Origin of the sequence: Salisediminibacterium halotolerans, from assembly GCF_003814815.1 — a bacterium.
GTDB classification, from domain to species: Bacteria; Bacillota; Bacilli; order Bacillales; family Salisediminibacteriaceae; genus Salisediminibacterium; species Salisediminibacterium halotolerans.
In genome coordinates, this window is sequence record NZ_RKQQ01000002.1 from 358,166 (window position 1) to 375,604 (window position 17,439).

Consider the following 17,439-nt stretch of genomic DNA (forward strand, 5'->3'; position numbering starts at 1 on the left):
ACCTTTCACCTTTGTACTGTTTATAATACCATATTTTTTGGAAACAATGTAGTAAACAAAATAGTAAATTGTGTAAATTTCATCGACGAATTATTAATCCTTCCATACACAATCCGGGAAGCGCCGGGACAAATCAGAACGTTCGTTCGTTTACGAATGAAGCGAAACGAGATAAAATTGACGATAAGACGAAATTAAAGGAATGAGAAAATGCCACAGCACAGGGTTATCTTTCATGTTGATATGAACAGTTTTTATGCGTCTGTCGAAGCAGCGTTCGATCCGTCGTTGAAAGGAAAACCTTTGGCGATTGCCGGCAATGCGCGAGAGCGCCGGGGAATTGTTGTAACAGCCAGTTACGAAGCGAGAGCAAAAGGGGTGAAACCCCCGATGCCGCTTTGGGAAGCTGAGAAAGCCTGCCCGGGTTTGTTAGTGCGAGAACCGAATTTTGACAGGTACCGCGATTTGTCGCAACAAATGTTTCAATTGCTGTATGAATACACGCCGCTTGTACAGCCGGTATCAATTGATGAAGGGTATATGGATGTAACAGCTATAGAAAGAGGAACTCACCCGGTCGATTTAGCAGGTCATATTCAAGCCCGGTTAAACAATGAGCTTCAGCTTCCTTCAAGCATCGGCATTGCTCCGAATAAATTTTTAGCAAAAATGGCGAGCGACATGAAAAAACCGTTTGGCATTACTGTGTTAAGAAAGCGGCAAGTTCCGGATGTTCTATGGCCGATGGATGCAGTGAAAATGCACGGGATCGGCAGTAAAACCGGTGAAAAATTGACGAGGCTCGGCATTTTAACGATCGGTGATATCGCTCATCAAGAGCCGCACTATTTAGAACAATATTTTGGCGTAGCGGGACGGAGAATGTATGAAAAAGCGCACGGGATCGATGAACGTCCGGTAGACCCTGATGCTGTGCATGATTTTAAAAGCATCGGCAATTCGACGACCCTCCCTGAAGATACCGTTAATCAAGCAACGGTGAGAAAAGTATTGATGAACTTGGCTGATTCCGTCGGCCGACGCCTGCGGCGCAAACATGTGTATGCCGGAAATGTTCAATTGACGATTCGCTATCATGACAGAAAAACGATTACCCGCTCGCGGCAGCTTCCTCATCCGGTAAATAATCAAGATGACATTTTTCAAGCCGCTTGGTTTCTTTGGGAAACCTACTGGAATCAGACGCCTATTCGGCTTCTCGGCATTACAGGACTCGATTTAGTAGAAGAAGGAAAAGCGGTAAAACAGCTCGATTTATTTGATTACAAGCGCGATTTAAAAGATGAACGTTTAAGCGGTGTTGTCGATCAATTGCGCAATAAATACGGGGAAGAATCTCTTTTGCGCGGCAGACAGATGAGCGAAAGAGACCGAAGCGACCAGATTCGAGATAAGAAAAAACGCGGAACAAGTCTTGAAAAAGATTTTTTGCGCGAAGATATTTTTAATAATAATCAGACCGAAGAATAAATGTTGAGCTCAGCCGAGTAAAATCGCTGAAGAGCTCAACTTTTTTTATTTCCCGCCGATATAAATTACGTAAAGTGCAGCATAAGAGAGGAGACGCTGTTATGGAAATATCGGGGCAGCAGCTCAGTCTGAACGGTAAAGGAAATGACCGTTCGCTGAATATGCGTGAAGGCGAAGTATACCGTGCTAAAATCGAAAAACGTGTTTCAGACAGAGAAGCCGTCGTCTCGGTGCGCGGACAGGAAGTAAAAGCAAAATTCGAGGGGAAAGTTCCGGACCGTGAGCGGGTTAATGTCGAAGTTCGCGGGCGTTCAGAAGACGGGATTGTACAGATGCGAAGCATTGGCGGCGGAAACAGCCGCAGCGGAGGATCTGCTGGCGGTCAAACGGTCGAACAAGCACTTAGAAATCTCGGCCACCGCGATACGAGTCCGGAGCTTCGACGTACAGCCCAGCGGATGCTCGATCGAGGAGTCCCGTTAACAAGGGAAACGGTGCAAAATATGAATCAATACATACAATCAAATCAAGGAACATCAGCACAGCGAGAACAAACCTTAAATACAATGGCAAACAAGCGGATTGAACCGACGGCCAATCAAATTCGCGCCGTACATGAAGCGCTTCACGGGCAAAGTTTGTCAAGGCAAATCAGTCATATGACAGGGGATGCTCCGCGATCTGCAGTTTCTCACCACGGGGAGGCAGCTGATAACGGACGGTTATTTAACCAGTCCTTACAATCACAGCCGGTGCGAGAAAGCTCCTCACAAACGAACCCGCACAGCGCTCTGCTTAATGACATCCAAAATGTCCGGGCTGCCCTGTCAAACGGACAAGGTTTGCGTCAAGCGATCGAGCAGCTGCAGCAAACAGCGCAACGTTCGGAGAATACCTCTGTCAATCAAGCTGTAAACAGCGCGCTCCGCGAAATGATTTCTGCGCAAGCTTTATCGGGACGCAAAGCAGCTGTGTCTCGAATGGATCAGCTTATCCGGCAGTTTTCAGACTCGTCATCTGCAGGCAACACAAGCCTGTCGGCGTTAAAGACAGCTGTAGCAGATGAACCGGATATTACCCGGGCGATTGAGGCTGTTCAGCGTGCAGCAACGGATTCTAACCAGTCTGAATCGGTCAGACAGCAATTGAACGAAGGAGCAAGATCAGCAGAAAAAAGCAATGATCAGGGAAGAGAGTTGCAAGCACGTCAAGTTTTAACAGCAACGATCCAGCAAGTCATGACTGCTTCGACAGCGGTTCCTCAGCCGCTGCAAATGGAAGAATCGCGCGTTGAAGCACGGCAGTATATGCAAAATGAGTTCGTCCCGGCAAGCGCAAAATCATCGAAAAGTCTGTTGATTACGGAAGTAACCGAAAGGCTCGCCCAGGCTACTGATGAATTTAAGACGTTTCAGCGCGATGCTGTGAAGCAATTGAACCGAATTGACACGATGATTCGAAATCAGCCGCAATCAACAGCGCAGCCTTCATTGGAAAGCGTCATTAAACAAATCGATCGGCAAATTATGCGCAGTGATTGGATGATGTTTACAGATATGAAGACGGAGAGAAAGCTGCTTGGCGTAAGCAGCCAATTGGCGGATGCCAAAAAAATGCTGAAACAAGGAAACGTGAATGAAGCGAGACAAATCGTCCGTCAAGTTCAGCAAACGATGGAGCAAATGAACTTCCGTCCTGCTCAACAGCGCGTGCAGCATATTGTAAGTCAAGAACAGCAATGGCAGGAGACGAAACCGCCCGTTCACCGGCTTTCCCAACAGATGGAACAAAATTCAAGATCATTTATGCAAAATGAAGGTTCAGGCAGACAAATTTTTGAGGGGATGAGAGGCATCGGTTTGACGCGGGAAGCGGAAATCTCGCAAGCGCTAGTACAAGGGCGTGAAATGCCGAATGAAGCACAACAGAGAAATATAAAATCGATATTAATGCAGCTGGCCAACGGTGAAGACGAACGCGGTCGTTCATCGCAGCAGCAGGCGCAGCAATCGTTGCAGCAAGTAAACGGTCAACAGTTATTAAACCGCAACGATTCCCAGCAAAACAATATGCATATGTTTCATATACCTGTCACCGTAAAAGGGGAAGAAGAAAATTTACAAGTTTATGTGAACGGCCGCGAAGACGGTGAAACCGTCGATTGGGAAAATTGTCACTTATATTTTCACATTGAAACGAAAAATCTCGGTTCGCTCGGCATTTCGCTGCAAGCTGTTGACCGCTCATTGAATGTGACTTTAAAAAATGATACCGCCGGATTTGCTGAGCATGCTGAGCCGCTGACTGAAAAATACATGTCACAGCTTGAAGAAATCGGTTTTGAGCCGAAAAATATCCGGGTTCAGCCGATGACGATAAACGAAGAAGAGCAACAAACCGCTAAGCTGACAGAAGAACCTGACGGCGATGATAACAGCCGTCTGCAGCCGATCCCGCATATGACAGACGAAGGGTTTGATTTCAAAATATGATTATTTCACAATCGTTTAATCAAGTTAACCGCCGTAAAATGAACGGCCCGTCAGCCGCCGTCGTCAAATATGATGAGAAAAACGGCGAAGACCCGAAAATTGTAGCATCAGGCAAAGGCTACATTGCCGAGCGGATTAAGGAACTGGCAGCAGAAAATAATATCCATATGGAAGAGGACGCGCTCCTGTTAGAAAATTTAATCGATATGGATCTCGGCGAAAATATCCCTCCGCAGTTATACGCTGTTATTGCTGAAATTTTGCTGATGATTGAAGAAATCGAACGAGAAATTTAACTAAGACACGTATTTCGCCGATAGAAGGAATAAGCGAACAGCGGGAATAAAAAAGAGGTGAGAATCATGATATCTTATGAAGCGCTGCATAAAAAAACGCCGCAAGAGATAACGGCATTGTTGTACGAAGCGATTTTAACCCAGCTGGAAGAAGCAAAAGACGAGATTAAAATGAACAATATGATGGATGCAAACCGGAAATTGCAGCAAAGCAACGATATTTTATACCGGCTCGGCGCAGGGTTAAATTATGAAGCAGGAATTATTGCTGAGCAGCTTGATGCGCTTTACAACTATGCAGCAAATCGGTTAATCGAAGCGAATATCGAAAAAAATATCGCAAAAATCGATGAAGTGATTGGACTTTTGACACCGGTCATCCAAGCGTGGCAAAAGACAGTCAGACAAAAGCCCGAATCATTTTCAAAGCCGGCGGTAATGAAACACCAAGCGTATGAAAAGCAATCTGTATTCAAATAAAAAGGAGTGACGCTGTTTTATGCAAATTAACAATAATATTCAAGCCATGAATGCCTACCGTAATTTATATCAAAACCAAGAAGCGACATCGAAAAACTTGGAAAAACTGTCATCGGGTATGCGGATCAACAGAGCAGCCGATGATGCTGCCGGTTTGGCGATTTCGGAGAAGATGAGATCGCAAATTCGCGGATTAGATATGGCCGAACGCAACGCGATGGACGGTATATCAATGATTCAAACGGCAGAAGGGGCGCTTACGGAAGTTCATGATATGCTGCAGCGTATGCGCGAACTTTCCGTTCAAGCGGCCAATGATTCTTACGAAGGCGAAGACCGGGAGCAAATTCAAGAAGAGATTAATCAGCTGACCGATGAAATTGATGAAATTTCTGATAAGACAGAGTTTAATACGAAGCAGCTCTTGGCAGGAGATCAAGATGCCGATGAAGAGACAGACATTGAAGATAATGCTCTGGCGTTAATGTTTCAAATCGGCCCGAATGCCGATCAAACCGTCGATGTTGATATCCCTATAATGAACAGTGAACGGCTCGGACTCGGTAATGTTGATGTCACGGATAATGAGTCGGCCAACAATGCAATTGTGTCTTTTGATGCTGCTATTGCCGATGTCTCGGATGCCCGCTCTGAAATGGGAGCTGTGCAGAACCGGATGGAACATACGATCAACAATTTGCAGGTGACTCAGGAGAACTTGTCCAGTGCTGAATCGCGTATCCGCGACACAGACATGGCTGAAGAAATGACCGAGTTTACGAAAAATAATATTTTGAATCAGTCAGCAACGGCGATGCTCGCCCAAGCTAATCAATTGCCGCAAGGCGTATTAGAATTGCTTCAATAACATCCGCTTAAACAGACTGCTTGTATGAGCAGTCTGTTCAATTATTCCCTCGCGAAAGAAAAAACGGTATAATTACAATAAAGTAATCATCTTAAAAGGAGTCGGTTGCGTGGATATCAACAAAGTCGGAAAGACAGGACTGAACCGGTCAACTTCCGCGAATCAGAGCGGAACAGAAGCGAAAGTATCGTTTCAAGAGATTATGCAGCGGGGGCGGGAGCAAGGAAAATACGACCGGCTCGGAGCTTTGCTGCAAAAAGTTGATGATCAAGGAAAAGTGCTGGCCGATTCAAGAACGGTTGATGAATTACGGAAATACAAGGCTAATGTTAAAGAATTTATCGATGAAGCAGTGAAGCTCGGTTTGGAATTAGAGGAACGCAAAGGTTTTAACCGGCGCGGAAAAACGAAAGTTTATAAAATCGTCAAAGAAGTGGATGATAAACTGATTGATTTGACCGATAAAGTACTGAACGAACAAAAAAAGTCATTGGACATCTTAAATACGATCGGCGAGATACGCGGTCTTTTAGTCAATATGTATGCTTAATAAAAAAGCGCAACGGGTCGTCCTTCCCGTTGCGCTTTTTTATATTTCGTAAGGTTCAATCTCTTTAAAAATATACGTTTTCGTCGCATTAAGTCTGGGGTTAAAATGTGTAAAGGCTTCAATCGGGTGAATTTGCGAAGCATGAAAAGAATACAGCATTTCCCGGTCAATGATCAAACTGTAAATATAATGATCAACGTGGTGTCCGGTTGATTGATCAAGCCGCTGATTGTACCCCGATATCGTGATGGTTTTTAATGTCGGCAAGTGGGCGAAGAAAAAACTCGCTATGTACAAAGCGCTTCCGCCGACGAGGAAGGCATAATCTTCTCTTCGGCTGCGCTGAGTTTTTTCGGAAATTTTCAGCTTTCCTGATTTTAATACTTCTGCTTCTTCATTTGGAATATCGTCTAAATTTGGCAAGTCAATATCTGCAGCGGCATGTTCGGCAGATAAGATATCGTAATCAACATTTGTTTCCAGCGGGAAATCGAGTTCATCAAAGAAGATCGCTGTCCACTCTTCCATTGCCTCGGCGTTTCCGTTAAGCACTTGCTGCAACAATTCTTCCCGGTGGGAATGCTCTTCGTTTAACAAATCCGTTTCTTCATTATAGGTCTGCAAGTTTTCCTGCCATTTTTTCTCCGCCTTCTGTTCAACTAAGTTTTTCAATTCTTTTTTCGGTCCGGGGAGAAACAATAGCGCTTTTTTCCAGAGCGGAAGCTGTCTCTTTTCATCATCAGCTGTTTCTTTGAAAATCGTTGCATAGACCGGTTCCTCAGGCATGTTTTCTAACGGTTCGTTTGCTTTTGCATCCAAGTCGGTTTGATTGTCAAAAAGTTCATGGTGAAGACGGGTCAGCCGGTTTGTCCGCTCATTAATTTCAGTCGCTTTTTCTTGGTATATCGCTGTCAGCTGTTTTTTATAAGCTTTTCGGACACTTCGAATTTCTTCATCATTCAACGGGGTGCCGTCTGCTTGCTTAAATTCTACATCTCTGGTGTTGTCGTTCCATTCCACTTGGACAGGGCGGCTTCCTTTACCGGTTTGGGAATTTTGTTGAACAGAAGATCGTTTAGTGCCCGAAGGAGCACTGTTCAGCTTCGATCGGTATGAAAGACCTGTTCCAGGTATTCCTGCATTTCCGTAGAGTCCGCGTTTGCCTGCAGTTACCGAAGCGCCGCGCGGACCTGCCGAAGCGCTGATCCCTCTTTTGCTAAAATTGAGCCTGACTCCGGGTGCAACTTTCACACGTTTGCGAAAACGTAAACTCATGACAGCAGACCTCCTTCTTTTGTAATTTCTTTCCTTATAGTTTATGATAGTTCTATCTGAATCGAAAGGGTGAGTTTATGTTTAAGGGTACATTTTACTATGCGACATTGATTCCCAGACCGCTTAACGATACTTGGGATTTTTTTCAGAAAAACGAAAATCTCGCAGCAATCACCGGTTTTCCGAAAGTAAAGGTCTTCGGTGATCACCTTGTGGAACAAGACGCAGAGGTGAAACTTAAACTTCATTTTGGATTCATCAGCTTGAACTGGCACGGACGTATCACCGAGTTGTCAGCGGAGCGTTATTTCATCGATGAGGGAGAAGACATTCCTTTCCCGTTTAAATCTTGGCGCCATGTTCACGCGTTTAAAGCGGTAGATGAATCGACGACAAAAATGATTGACCGGGTCACGTTTGAATCTTTCCTGCCGGCTCCGCTTATTAAATTGATGCTTAGCGGAATGTTTTTCGACCGCAAGAGGCAACTAAACAAATTATTTTCGGCACGATAAAGAAAACCGTCCCTCTTCTTTAGAGGGACGGTCAGAGTGTCGACAAACCTTGTCTCAAGCTGCGACTTGAAGACGGGGTTTGTCTATTTTTTTGGAAAATTGTATAACAACGGTGATGCCACCCGACGGATGGCGGTGTTTCCACTTCCATTTCGCCATCTTTTTTAAGTTCATAGCCGCAAAGACGAGCATCGCCTGCGCCTCGTTTCGGGCAATTCCCTTTAAACGGGTCCAGCGCAGACCATGCTTTTCTTTCAAGTCGCCAAAAGCTCGCTCAATCGTTTCGCTCCGGCGTTGATATACAGCCTTGTTGTAATCGGTGTGTCGTAGATGTTCGGCTTCATCCAAGTACGCTTGCCAAATATGCCGTTCCACGACTTTTTGCAGGTTGGCACTCTTTGTGCATACGGCAAGGAGCGGACAATCACGGCAAACGTCCGGATCAGAGATATACACCCGCTTTCCTTCGCGATTCGTTGTTTGATAACGAAGGATATGTAATTGCGGACAAATATAACAGTCATAATAGTCATCATAAACAAAATCGTGCTTCTTAAGGTACCCCTTTGGGGTTTGCGGACGCTTGTAAGGCATAACAGGGCGGACCGATTCCTCAGCTAGAAATTTGGCAATCGTCGGGGTCTTATACCCGGCATCGACAGCGACGGTGAGCGGCTTTCGCACATGTTTCTTAATGTTCTCATATACCTCAAAAAAGACTTGATTGTCATGGACATTAGCAGGTTTCACAGCTGCACCTAAAATAAAACCGTTTCGGTCACAGCCGGCATGATAGGTATAAGCAAAAAGCCGTTCGCGTTCGTTTTTGACAAAATAGCCTGATTCAGGGTCCGTCGGGCTTTGCTTAACCTCCTTCATCTCCGGTTTCGATGAAGGAGGCAGCGGCTTTTTTCCTTGATCCTCCCGGTCAATATTGATCTCTTCTTCTAATTTGGCTTGGTAAGCGACCGATTCCTTTCGAACGGTCTTTTTCAGCACTTTCTTTTTATTGGCATGGGCTTTCACATGCGTGGAATCAATAAATGCTACGTCCGGATCGACAAAGCCGGCCGCCATGGCTTCTTTAAGAATATGATAAAAAATTTGTTCAAACAGGTCCGTTCCTTCAAAGCGCCGGATATAATTTTTGCCGAATGTTGAGAAATGCGGAACGGGATCTTGAAACCCAATCCCAAGAAACCAACGATAAGCGATGTTTGTTTCCACTTCTCGAATTGTTTGCCGCATGGAAGAAATACCGAAGGTATATTGCAGAAATACAAGTTTCATGAACACAACAGGGTCCACACTTGGACGTCCGTTATTCGATGCATAAAGGTCTTCGACCATTGGATAAATAAAATCAAAATCAATCGCCGCATCGAGTTTTCGGACCAAGTGATCGGATGGGACCAAGTCGTCCATCCAAACCATTTCCATATTCATGCGTTTATCAGCTAAGTTCTTCGAGAGCATTCCTTTCACCCCTGAATTCATAGATGATGACTTCGGAAGGCTGCTGGCGAAAAACCCGCGAGACTCCCGCGGAAAAAAAGGGCCAGGCCTGACCCCGCAGAGCGATAGCTCGAGGAGGCAGGCGGTCCTTCCGCAGGACGCGAGCGATGGTTGTCGACCAGCAGCCGATCACGCCCATTGTTTTCTCTATCCGGACATTGACTCGACGGAACCTCTTCGAGGTTCATTTTATCTCTATTATAAAAAAAGACTGTAGACTTGTCTCGGGGTAATCGAGACTTTGTCTACAGTCTGACCGTCCCTCTTCTTTAGAGGGACGGTTTGGCTTGTTAAAAATCAGAGCTTAGACGGCGCTGTTCATGCAGATAGCCGTTCATACGCGCTAAAATTTTGCTGCGCGGGACAATTCCGCTGAAAGCATTTTTACTGTCTTTAACACAAATAAACGGGTGATCAATCGACAAAGAGATTGCCCGTTCAAACGTATCACTGTCATGAATTACGGCAAAATCAGTTGTCATTGTATCTTTGACTTGAAACTGATCCAGCCTTTCAGGTTCAATTCTTTCCATTCCCAAGGTCGCATCAAGGATTTTCGCTTTTGAAATAATCCCGTAAAGTTCAAAAGATGTATTTAAAACAGGAATGGCAGTATAACCTGATTTAACAAGTACAAGCAGAGCATGTTCCAATGTATTATCCGGTTGAACATGTGCGACGTGCTCTGACGGGATCACATATTCAGCAATCGATTGGTTGAGCAGATGCTCGTATTCAGTATAAGGCATTCTTTACACACTTTCTTTCCTTAGATTTGGCATTGACTCCCATTTAATATATTAGCGGCTTGAAAGGAAAAAGTCAAATTTGTTCGCAAGCGCTTTCATTTAGTTGGTATAAAAAGAATTATGCTTGATGTGAACCGTGCTGTTTGGATAACGATTAGAAAATAATGAATTGATGATTGACAAAAAGAAAGATATCACGTATATTACACATATACCCAACGGGGTATAACAATATACAAAGGTGTTGTTCGTTTATGATGAAAGTGTATCATTTCCCGCAAAAATATTTGATTTTTGTTGTCCCGGCTGTACTTATTTTCAGTTTTATCGTTGGTTTAAATACTGATACATCGGCGCTGTCAAACACAATTTTGGCCGCAACGATCGTGATGATTTATGCCACGATGGTAGGTTTGCGGGTTGATGAATTAACTAAATTAAAAAGCGAATCAAAACTGATTGGGGTATCCTTTTTAGTGAACTTTATTTGGATCCCTCTCGTTGCGATGCTGTTTGGATTGACCCTTTTAAGCGATCATCCGCAATTGTTTGCCGGCTTAGCGTTAGTGTCTTTATTGCCGACAAGCGGCATGACGATTGCATGGACAGGTATTCAAAAAGGCAATATACCTGCTGCAGTAAAATTGACGGTTTTTGGGTTAATTATCGGTTCAGTATTGACCCCGTGGTATTTGTTAATCATGGTTGGCCAATATGTTCCGGTTGATATTTGGAATACGTTCCAAACTATTTTCATAGTTGTTTTCATTCCGCTTATATTGGCGCAAATTACGACCAGAGTGCTGTTAAAGCGTTACTCGAGAGAATACTTTCAAAAGAAGATCAAACCGAATTTGTCCCCTTTAAGTGTCTGGGGCTTGCTGTATGTCGTTTTTGTCAGTACGAGTGCGCGGTCGGAAATGATTTTGCAAAATGGCGAATTGATCGTCGTCGCTGCCGTATCGATTGTCCTGTTTTACATTATTAATTATACGTTCGCGACGTTTATAGCAAGAAAAGTGTTTTCAAGAAATGACGGGATTGCTCTTGTAAATGGTACAGTTCTGCGAAATTTATCGATCGCGATCGGAATTGCGGCAACGTCGTTTCAAGGTGAAGCAGCTTTGCTCGTCACGTTGGCGTTTATGGTTCAATATCAAAGCATCACGTATTATGCAAAATTTGCTGGCAAGCGCTGGTTTAAACCGGCAGAAGCCGATGAAAGAATGCAAGCAAAATCAGTTTAAATATATACCCAATGTGGTATATGAATTAAGGAGCCCGCAGGGGCCTTTATTACCCTGTTAATATAATAAATAATTAATTACGGAAAGAGAAAGGTGATTTTTAATGATGAAATTTCAAGTTAACGGTGTATCAGAAGGTTTAGCACTAAAAGCAACAGCAGGAAATCATGAAATGGTTCTCGACGAAGGAAGTCAAATGGGCGGAAAAGATTCAGGTCCGAATCCGCTTCAAACTTCATTAGCAGCATTGGCCTCATGCGAAACGGTGACAGCTAATATGGCTGCTAAAGAAATGGGTTTTGATCTGCAAAGCATCGATTTTGAAATCGAAGGGGAATTTGATCCGAAAGGTTTCATGGGAGATCCGAGTGTGCGGCCGTACTTTCAAACTGTCCGGGTTAATGCGACAGTAAAAACGAGCGAATCAGAAGAACGGGTCAAAGAATTGCAAGAGAAAGTAGAGGCGCGCTGCCCGGTTTATACGATGATGAAAGCGGCAGATGTTAAGATGGAAGACAGCTGGACAGTAAAATAAAAACACAGTTTAAAGGGACACCCGTATACGGGTGCCCCTCAGACTGTAGACAAACTATATTTTTATGTCAGCCATGAATCCACTACCCTCCGCTTGCCCCGGGCAAGGACTCAGCTAGTATTCGGCGGTCTCAGACCGCCGAATACGGATCTTCGTCTCTTGCTTTCCCGGAGGCGTCGGAGGAGTGGATGCATGGCTTCTTTTTTATGAATACACCCGCTTCAAAAAAGAGGATGACCCAGCATCCCGGCTTTCTCCTGCGGGATAGCGAGACAGGCGAGACCCTGCAGGGCATCAGCCCGAAGCGGCTCGGCGCTCGCCCGCGGAAAGAAGCCGGACGATGCGTCGTCATCCGTTCCTTTTAACATGACATCGATCGATGCCATGACTTTGTCTACTTTCTCATCCGAAAAGCAGCGTTTAACTGTCCTTTCAGCATCTTATCGCGTACATCTGAACGCTTCATTTCTTCTTTGCGAATTTCAAACGTCTGCATTCCGTCTTCCATTTTCTCGGCTATATCTGCGAGGCGTTCAACATCGGCAAACGAATATTTGCGTGTACCGCCGTTGCTTCGCTCTGGGAAAATAAGCTTGCGCTCTTCATAGTAGCGAATTTGCCGCTCTGTTAATCCGGTTAGTTCGCTGATAATTCCGATACCGATGACCTTCTTGTCTTTATAATCGAGCGTCACGAACGACCCCTCACTTTCTCCAAGACTTTTTTATACTATACCATGGATATGAAAGTCAGGCTCGAAATTTGTAAGGTAATCTGACACTGATCAATTTATTTTTGATGATTGGTTATGAATCATTGTTTTTAATTCGCGGATTTCTTTTCGCAATGCGCGGATTTCTTCGCTTGAATCGCCGACTTCGTCTTTTTTTGGTTCGGTTTTTTCGACGTTGCTGACGATCACGCCGATAAATAAGTTAAAGATCACAAATGTACCGACCAAAACAAAGGAGACGAAATAGATCCATGACAGCGGTTCAACAGCCATAATCGGCCGCATTACATTGCTTGCCCATGATTCAAGGGTGACAACTTGAAACAACGTGAGTATCGAACGTTCGAGCGTTCCGAAATACTCCGGAGCGATATTTTGAAAGAGCATAGCGCCGATTACGCCGAAAATGTAAAAGATAATGCTCATTAACAGTAAAATATTTCCCAGTGAAGGAATCGTCATTAAAAGAGCATCGACAAGTCTTCGAAGGGACGGTATGACCGATACAGCCCGAAATACACGCAGTACTCGTAAAATTCGTAATACAGTGACAAAATGAGCTCCGGCAAAAAGGTGGCCGGCACTGACAATTAAAAAGTCAAACCAGTTCCATTTCCCGCGAAAAAATGAGCCAAGGTTATCAGCGGCAAAAAGCCGCAATAATATTTCGATTGTGAATATCCATAATAAAATGCGGTCTGCATTCCAAAAGAAATTTTGGTAACTCGTGTAAAGTTCAGGATAAGTTTCTAAACCGACAATCACGGCATTAATCATAATAAAGCCGAGAATTGTATAAGTGAAAGCAGAGTGACTCACTAGCGCTGCGCATTTTATTTTCCAGTGGCTGATAGTTTTTTTATTCAAATCGTTCACTCTCCAGGCGCTTCCTCGCAAACCTTCTCGATTAATGCGATGCAGAAGTATTGTCCGGTTTATTAACGTTTAAGGCTGCATCGGCGACGATATAAGCACTGGCAAAAGAGCGCTCTGATAACTGACCATGCACATCACACCAATCGCCGGCGAAATGAGCGTTTTCGATTTGTGAAAAATGGGTGGGAAGGCCGCGCTGATTCATCGCCCACCGCACAGCCTGTAACACCGGTTTTTTTGATGCGCGCGGAATGGCGAGGTGATCACGCCATCCCGGATAATGTTTATCATAAAATGCTTCGAGATTCTGTTTAATTTCCTGGTGAGCTTCCGGGTCATTGACTTGCTCATCGCGCAAATAGGCGACTGCTTGCAACAACTGACCGCCTGGCGGCGCCGCTTCCATATCATAATAAGAAATGTCAGTAATGAACATTTCTCTGTTCTTATCAAAAATATACGTAAAATCGTTATTGATCTGTTTTTTTAAGCCGACATCGTAAAACATCACATACGTCGGTTCGTAATCAGTGTAACGCTTCAGTTCAGTTTTTAGTGAAGTGTTGATAAACAGAGCCTGCAGCTGTTCAGGAGGGACCGCAAAAACAAACTGATCAGCTGTGAAACGGTGTCTCTTCGTTTCAGCACTGAGAACGCGGGTTTCATCAGTCTGTAAATGAGTGATTTTTGTTTTTTCTAAGATATCACCGCCATTTTCGGTGATGACACGTTTGAATTCATTAATTAACACTTCCCATCCGCCTTGAATAAAGCTGACTGGAATGTTCGTTTTAAATAAACGGCGGTAATAATCAAAGAAGATATCTGACGGAATCGTGTCGGGATCGCCGGAAAAGAAATTTGTCGCTGCCAAATTAAGCATCATCTCTCTTACGGCAGGACTGAGATTATGAAGCTCAATCCATTCTTGGATCGATAAATTCGGATCACCTTTTTCAAATCCAAGCGTAGTAAATAAAATGTGATAAGCGAAGCGGAATTTGTTTTTCCCTTTCAAGAGCTTCGTTTGTAAAAGGCCGCCCATACTGGAAGGAATGACCACCGATTCCTCGCCCATATCATATTTTGCATTCAGCTGTTTAAAATCTTCCCAGTGCACATTCAAACCGAGTTCTTTTTCGATCACTGATAAGTAAGATTTATCGCGTCCATAAATAGCATGAGCGCCGAAATTGAAATGGAACCCTTTCATATGAATCGTCATTGCTCGTCCGCCCAGCTTTCCGCGCTCAAGCAAGGCTACTTTTTTTCCGTGATGGGCTAAGAGGGCTGCGGATGCGAGACCGGCAAGGCCTCCGCCGACCACGACAATATCATAATCGCTCGTCTTCATGGTGTAAACCTCCTAAACAGGCGACATTTCTTCGGTGTCCCTGCGTTTGAATCCTTAACTATTATAATTTACGTCAAGACATATGGGAAGGAAACAGAGCAAATTTAAAAGCGCTCTTGCAAGGATCGGTGCAAAGAGCGCTTCAGTACATTATTTATTATTCGGCCCGACGCCAGATGATACAATTCCGCCAAGTTCTTTTGACCGTTCAGATGCGCGTTCAATACATTTTATCATTGTTTGTTGAACATCAGCTTCGTGTAAAACAGTAAACCCGGCTTCTGTTGTACCTTGCGGACTCATAATTTGTTCGTAAAGAATACGGGGCGGCGTCTCATTGGATTGGACTCGTATGCCGGCACCTAACAGCGTCTGGGCAACAAGTTTGCGGGCAGTGTCCCTGTCAATACCGACTTTCTCAGCGGCGAGCTCCATTGATTCCATTAAATAGTAAATATATGCCGGTCCGGTTCCCGTGATCGCAGTCATTGCATCCATCAAATATTCCTCTACTTCTTCGGTTTGGCCGACAAGTTTAAACCAGTCGGTAACCGCTTTTTTTGCTGGCTCATCGATATATCTGCCGCTCGCAAACGGTGTCATCGCTTCATTAACGACAGCGGATGTATTCGGGATCGCTCGAATAACCGGTATTCGAAAAGAGAACTGGTTTTCCATTTGCTCGGTTGTAATGCCAGCCATAACAGACACAAGTGTATGCTGCGGACCGATACTGTCCACGACCGGTTCGAGCGCGCTTAGCCAGTCCTTTGGCTTACAGGCTAGTATAATAATCTCCCCGTGTCCGCAAAGTTCTCTTGCTGAGCGGGATGTCCGCACACCATAGTCTTTTTCGAGCTGTTCAAGCCGTGCATCGTTTTGACGATTACTGACCATGATTTGTTCAGGCGCAAGGTCGTTCGTATTTGTCCAACCGGCAATCAGCGCTTCTGCCATTGAACCGGCACCTAATACCGTCAGTTGTTTTTCCATAACATCGCCACCTTTTTAAACTGCGTTATCTGTAAAATTATTCTTAAGTATGAACGTTTGTATCGCTTATGTCAACGGCGAAACCTTGGACGAACGGTTTCTTAGTAGCGTATAATACGGGATATCTGAATTTAAATAAAGGAAGTGTTACATATGGCAATGACAATGACAGGCGAACGGGCAGCTATTACTGGCGCATCGAGCGGTATCGGGGCTGAAATTGCTTTAGAGATCGCCCGAAAAGGCGGTACACCTGTGCTTCTTGCCCGTTCGGAAGACAAATTAGCCGCATTGTCTGCAACGATTGCAGAAACGACCGGCAAAAGGGCGCCTTATTACACTTTGGATGTCAGTAAACCGGACGAGGTTGACCAAGTGTTTGCTAAAATCGCGGCGGAAGAAGGACCGGTTACGACGTTGATCAACAATGCAGGATTTGCTGTTTTTGACTATATCGAAGATGCGTCAATGAAAGATGCGGAAGATATGATGCGTGTTAATGTACTCGGAGCTGCGGCATGTACACAAGCTGTGCTTCCGCGAATGAGGAAACAGCGGTACGGACGGATCATTTTTGTTGCCTCTTTAGCGGGAAAGATTTCAACGCCGAAAGCAAGTATTTACTCGGCATCCAAACATGCGTTAATCGGTTTTGCTAACGCTGTGAGGATGGAAACCGCTGACGATCCGGTGCATATCAGCACGATTAACCCGGGCCCAGTTGAAACAAACTTCTTTAATATAGCTGATCAAAGCGGAGAGTATAAAAAGAATGTCGAAAAGTTCCTGTTAGATGCTTCATACGTAGCCGAAAAAGCAGTTAAATTAATTGCCAAACCAAAAAGGGAATTGAATTTTCCTAAATCGATGAGCGCCGGGGCGAAGATTTATCAGCTGTTCCCCGGGTTAACTGAAAAAATTGCCGGCCGGCTGTTTATGAAAAAGTAACATAGACCGAACCGGCTTGCGAGTGAACCAACAGGAAGCGTTTTCATTAAAAAGTTGACGTGACGGGCTTGAAAGCTTTTTACGAATCGATTAAAATGTAACATAACGTTCAAAAAATACGTGTGCATCAACCTCATTTATTTAGTATGATAAGAATTGCAGACGATATGTGTGATCATCTTCACAAATAGAGTTTAAGGAGAGGCGATTAAAATGATCGTTAAAGATTTAGTGGAAACGAAAGAACTTTTGGCGGAAGAGACGAATGAAGGTATTTTTGTAGTGTACGAGCGTTTTGAAAATACAGATTGCCGTTATAAAGGGAATATGGTAGAAAAACTCGAATGCGATCCGGAAGAGCAAATACAGATTTTACAGTGCGATTCAACAGCGTGTGATTCACTGACAAGTGTCCAGACGTACCGCCTTGGCGATGATTTTTCGACCATTGAAGAGATCGAAAAAGATATTCGTTCTAATTATGCACAATATATGCAACAGCCTGCACCTCTCGGTTAATGA

General features: G+C 44.3%; 19 protein-coding genes. 11 read left to right on the forward strand and 8 right to left on the reverse strand.

Annotated features, from left to right (window positions below; all coding sequences use genetic code 11):
• Positions 1–210 precede the first annotated feature (210 nt).
• The 6 genes from EDD67_RS04715 to EDD67_RS04740 all read left to right on the forward strand — a co-directional run bounded on the left by EDD67_RS04715 (position 211) and on the right by EDD67_RS04740 (position 6,177).
• On the forward strand, positions 211–1,491 hold the full coding sequence (locus tag EDD67_RS04715) for a DNA polymerase IV (RefSeq protein ID WP_121438907.1): 1,281 nt from the start codon (positions 211–213) through the stop codon (positions 1,489–1,491).
• A 101-nt stretch (positions 1,492–1,592) separates the two neighbouring features.
• A complete protein-coding gene (locus EDD67_RS04720; protein WP_121438906.1) occupies positions 1,593–3,983 on the forward strand; it encodes a hypothetical protein in 2,391 nt (796 codons plus the stop codon).
• Complete coding sequence (locus EDD67_RS04725; protein WP_093071629.1) at positions 3,980–4,279, forward strand: EscU/YscU/HrcU family type III secretion system export apparatus switch protein; 300 nt, start codon at positions 3,980–3,982, stop codon at positions 4,277–4,279. The genes EDD67_RS04720 and EDD67_RS04725 overlap by 4 nt, the downstream gene beginning before the upstream one ends.
• Positions 4,280–4,345: 66 nt before the next feature.
• Positions 4,346–4,759 (forward strand): flagellar export chaperone FliS, encoded by a 414-nt coding sequence (gene fliS, locus EDD67_RS04730; protein ID WP_093071628.1) that lies wholly within the window; start codon positions 4,346–4,348, stop codon positions 4,757–4,759.
• 19 nt (positions 4,760–4,778) lie between these two features.
• Entirely contained in the window at positions 4,779–5,627 is an 849-nt protein-coding gene (locus EDD67_RS04735) for a flagellin N-terminal helical domain-containing protein (protein ID WP_093071627.1), read from the forward strand.
• Positions 5,628–5,736: 109 nt separating this feature from the next.
• A complete protein-coding gene (locus EDD67_RS04740) occupies positions 5,737–6,177 on the forward strand; it encodes a YaaR family protein (protein WP_121438905.1) in 441 nt (146 codons plus the stop codon).
• 39 nt (positions 6,178–6,216) lie between these two features.
• Here the strand turns inward: EDD67_RS04740 and EDD67_RS04745 are convergent, their stop codons facing one another.
• Positions 6,217–7,452: a DUF4236 domain-containing protein gene (locus tag EDD67_RS04745; protein WP_121438904.1), complete on the reverse strand. Its 1,236-nt coding sequence runs from the start codon at positions 7,450–7,452 to the stop codon at positions 6,217–6,219.
• 77 nt (positions 7,453–7,529) lie between these two features.
• On the opposite strand from EDD67_RS04745, the gene EDD67_RS04750 reads away from it, so the two are divergent.
• On the forward strand, positions 7,530–7,967 hold the full coding sequence (locus EDD67_RS04750; RefSeq protein WP_093071624.1) for an SRPBCC family protein: 438 nt from the start codon (positions 7,530–7,532) through the stop codon (positions 7,965–7,967).
• 54 nt (positions 7,968–8,021) lie between these two features.
• On the opposite strand, the gene EDD67_RS04755 is transcribed toward EDD67_RS04750, so the two are convergent.
• Together EDD67_RS04755 and cbpB are read right to left on the reverse strand one after the other, a co-directional pair.
• The gene (locus tag EDD67_RS04755; RefSeq protein ID WP_121438903.1) at positions 8,022–9,443 is read right to left on the reverse strand and encodes an IS1182 family transposase; all 1,422 of its coding nucleotides are present in this window, start codon (positions 9,441–9,443) and stop codon (positions 8,022–8,024) included.
• Between the two features lie 329 nt (positions 9,444–9,772).
• Entirely contained in the window at positions 9,773–10,231 is a 459-nt protein-coding gene (gene cbpB, locus EDD67_RS04760; RefSeq protein ID WP_093071623.1) for a cyclic-di-AMP-binding protein CbpB, read from the reverse strand.
• 254 nt (positions 10,232–10,485) lie between these two features.
• Between cbpB and EDD67_RS04765 the strand changes: the two genes are divergently transcribed.
• On the forward strand, positions 10,486–11,478 hold the full coding sequence (locus tag EDD67_RS04765) for an arsenic resistance protein (RefSeq protein ID WP_093071622.1): 993 nt from the start codon (positions 10,486–10,488) through the stop codon (positions 11,476–11,478).
• Positions 11,479–11,581: 103 nt separating this feature from the next.
• Entirely contained in the window at positions 11,582–12,013 is a 432-nt protein-coding gene (locus EDD67_RS04770; protein WP_093071621.1) for an OsmC family protein, read from the forward strand.
• A 221-nt stretch (positions 12,014–12,234) separates the two neighbouring features.
• Here the strand turns inward: EDD67_RS04770 and EDD67_RS13825 are convergent, their stop codons facing one another.
• From EDD67_RS13825 to proC, 5 genes are all read right to left on the reverse strand, one after another.
• Complete coding sequence (locus EDD67_RS13825; RefSeq protein ID WP_154718738.1) at positions 12,235–12,399, reverse strand: hypothetical protein; 165 nt, start codon at positions 12,397–12,399, stop codon at positions 12,235–12,237.
• 8 nt (positions 12,400–12,407) lie between these two features.
• Positions 12,408–12,707, reverse strand: a complete 300-nt coding sequence (locus tag EDD67_RS04775) for a MerR family transcriptional regulator (RefSeq protein WP_093071620.1) — start codon at positions 12,705–12,707, stop codon at positions 12,408–12,410.
• 90 nt (positions 12,708–12,797) lie between these two features.
• On the reverse strand, positions 12,798–13,613 hold the full coding sequence (locus EDD67_RS04780) for an ion transporter (RefSeq protein ID WP_242005920.1): 816 nt from the start codon (positions 13,611–13,613) through the stop codon (positions 12,798–12,800).
• Between the two features lie 40 nt (positions 13,614–13,653).
• Positions 13,654–14,976, reverse strand: a complete 1,323-nt coding sequence (locus tag EDD67_RS04785; RefSeq protein WP_121438902.1) for an FAD-dependent oxidoreductase — start codon at positions 14,974–14,976, stop codon at positions 13,654–13,656.
• A gap of 150 nt (positions 14,977–15,126) precedes the next feature.
• A complete protein-coding gene (gene proC / locus EDD67_RS04790; RefSeq protein WP_121438901.1) occupies positions 15,127–15,969 on the reverse strand; it encodes a pyrroline-5-carboxylate reductase in 843 nt (280 codons plus the stop codon).
• A 153-nt stretch (positions 15,970–16,122) separates the two neighbouring features.
• Between proC and EDD67_RS04795 the strand changes: the two genes are divergently transcribed.
• Positions 16,123–16,917, forward strand: coding sequence for an SDR family NAD(P)-dependent oxidoreductase (locus EDD67_RS04795; RefSeq protein WP_280524547.1), 795 nt, complete (start codon positions 16,123–16,125; stop codon positions 16,915–16,917).
• A 213-nt stretch (positions 16,918–17,130) separates the two neighbouring features.
• Positions 17,131–17,436 (forward strand): hypothetical protein, encoded by a 306-nt coding sequence (locus EDD67_RS04800; protein ID WP_121438900.1) that lies wholly within the window; start codon positions 17,131–17,133, stop codon positions 17,434–17,436.
• Positions 17,437–17,439 lie beyond the last annotated feature (3 nt).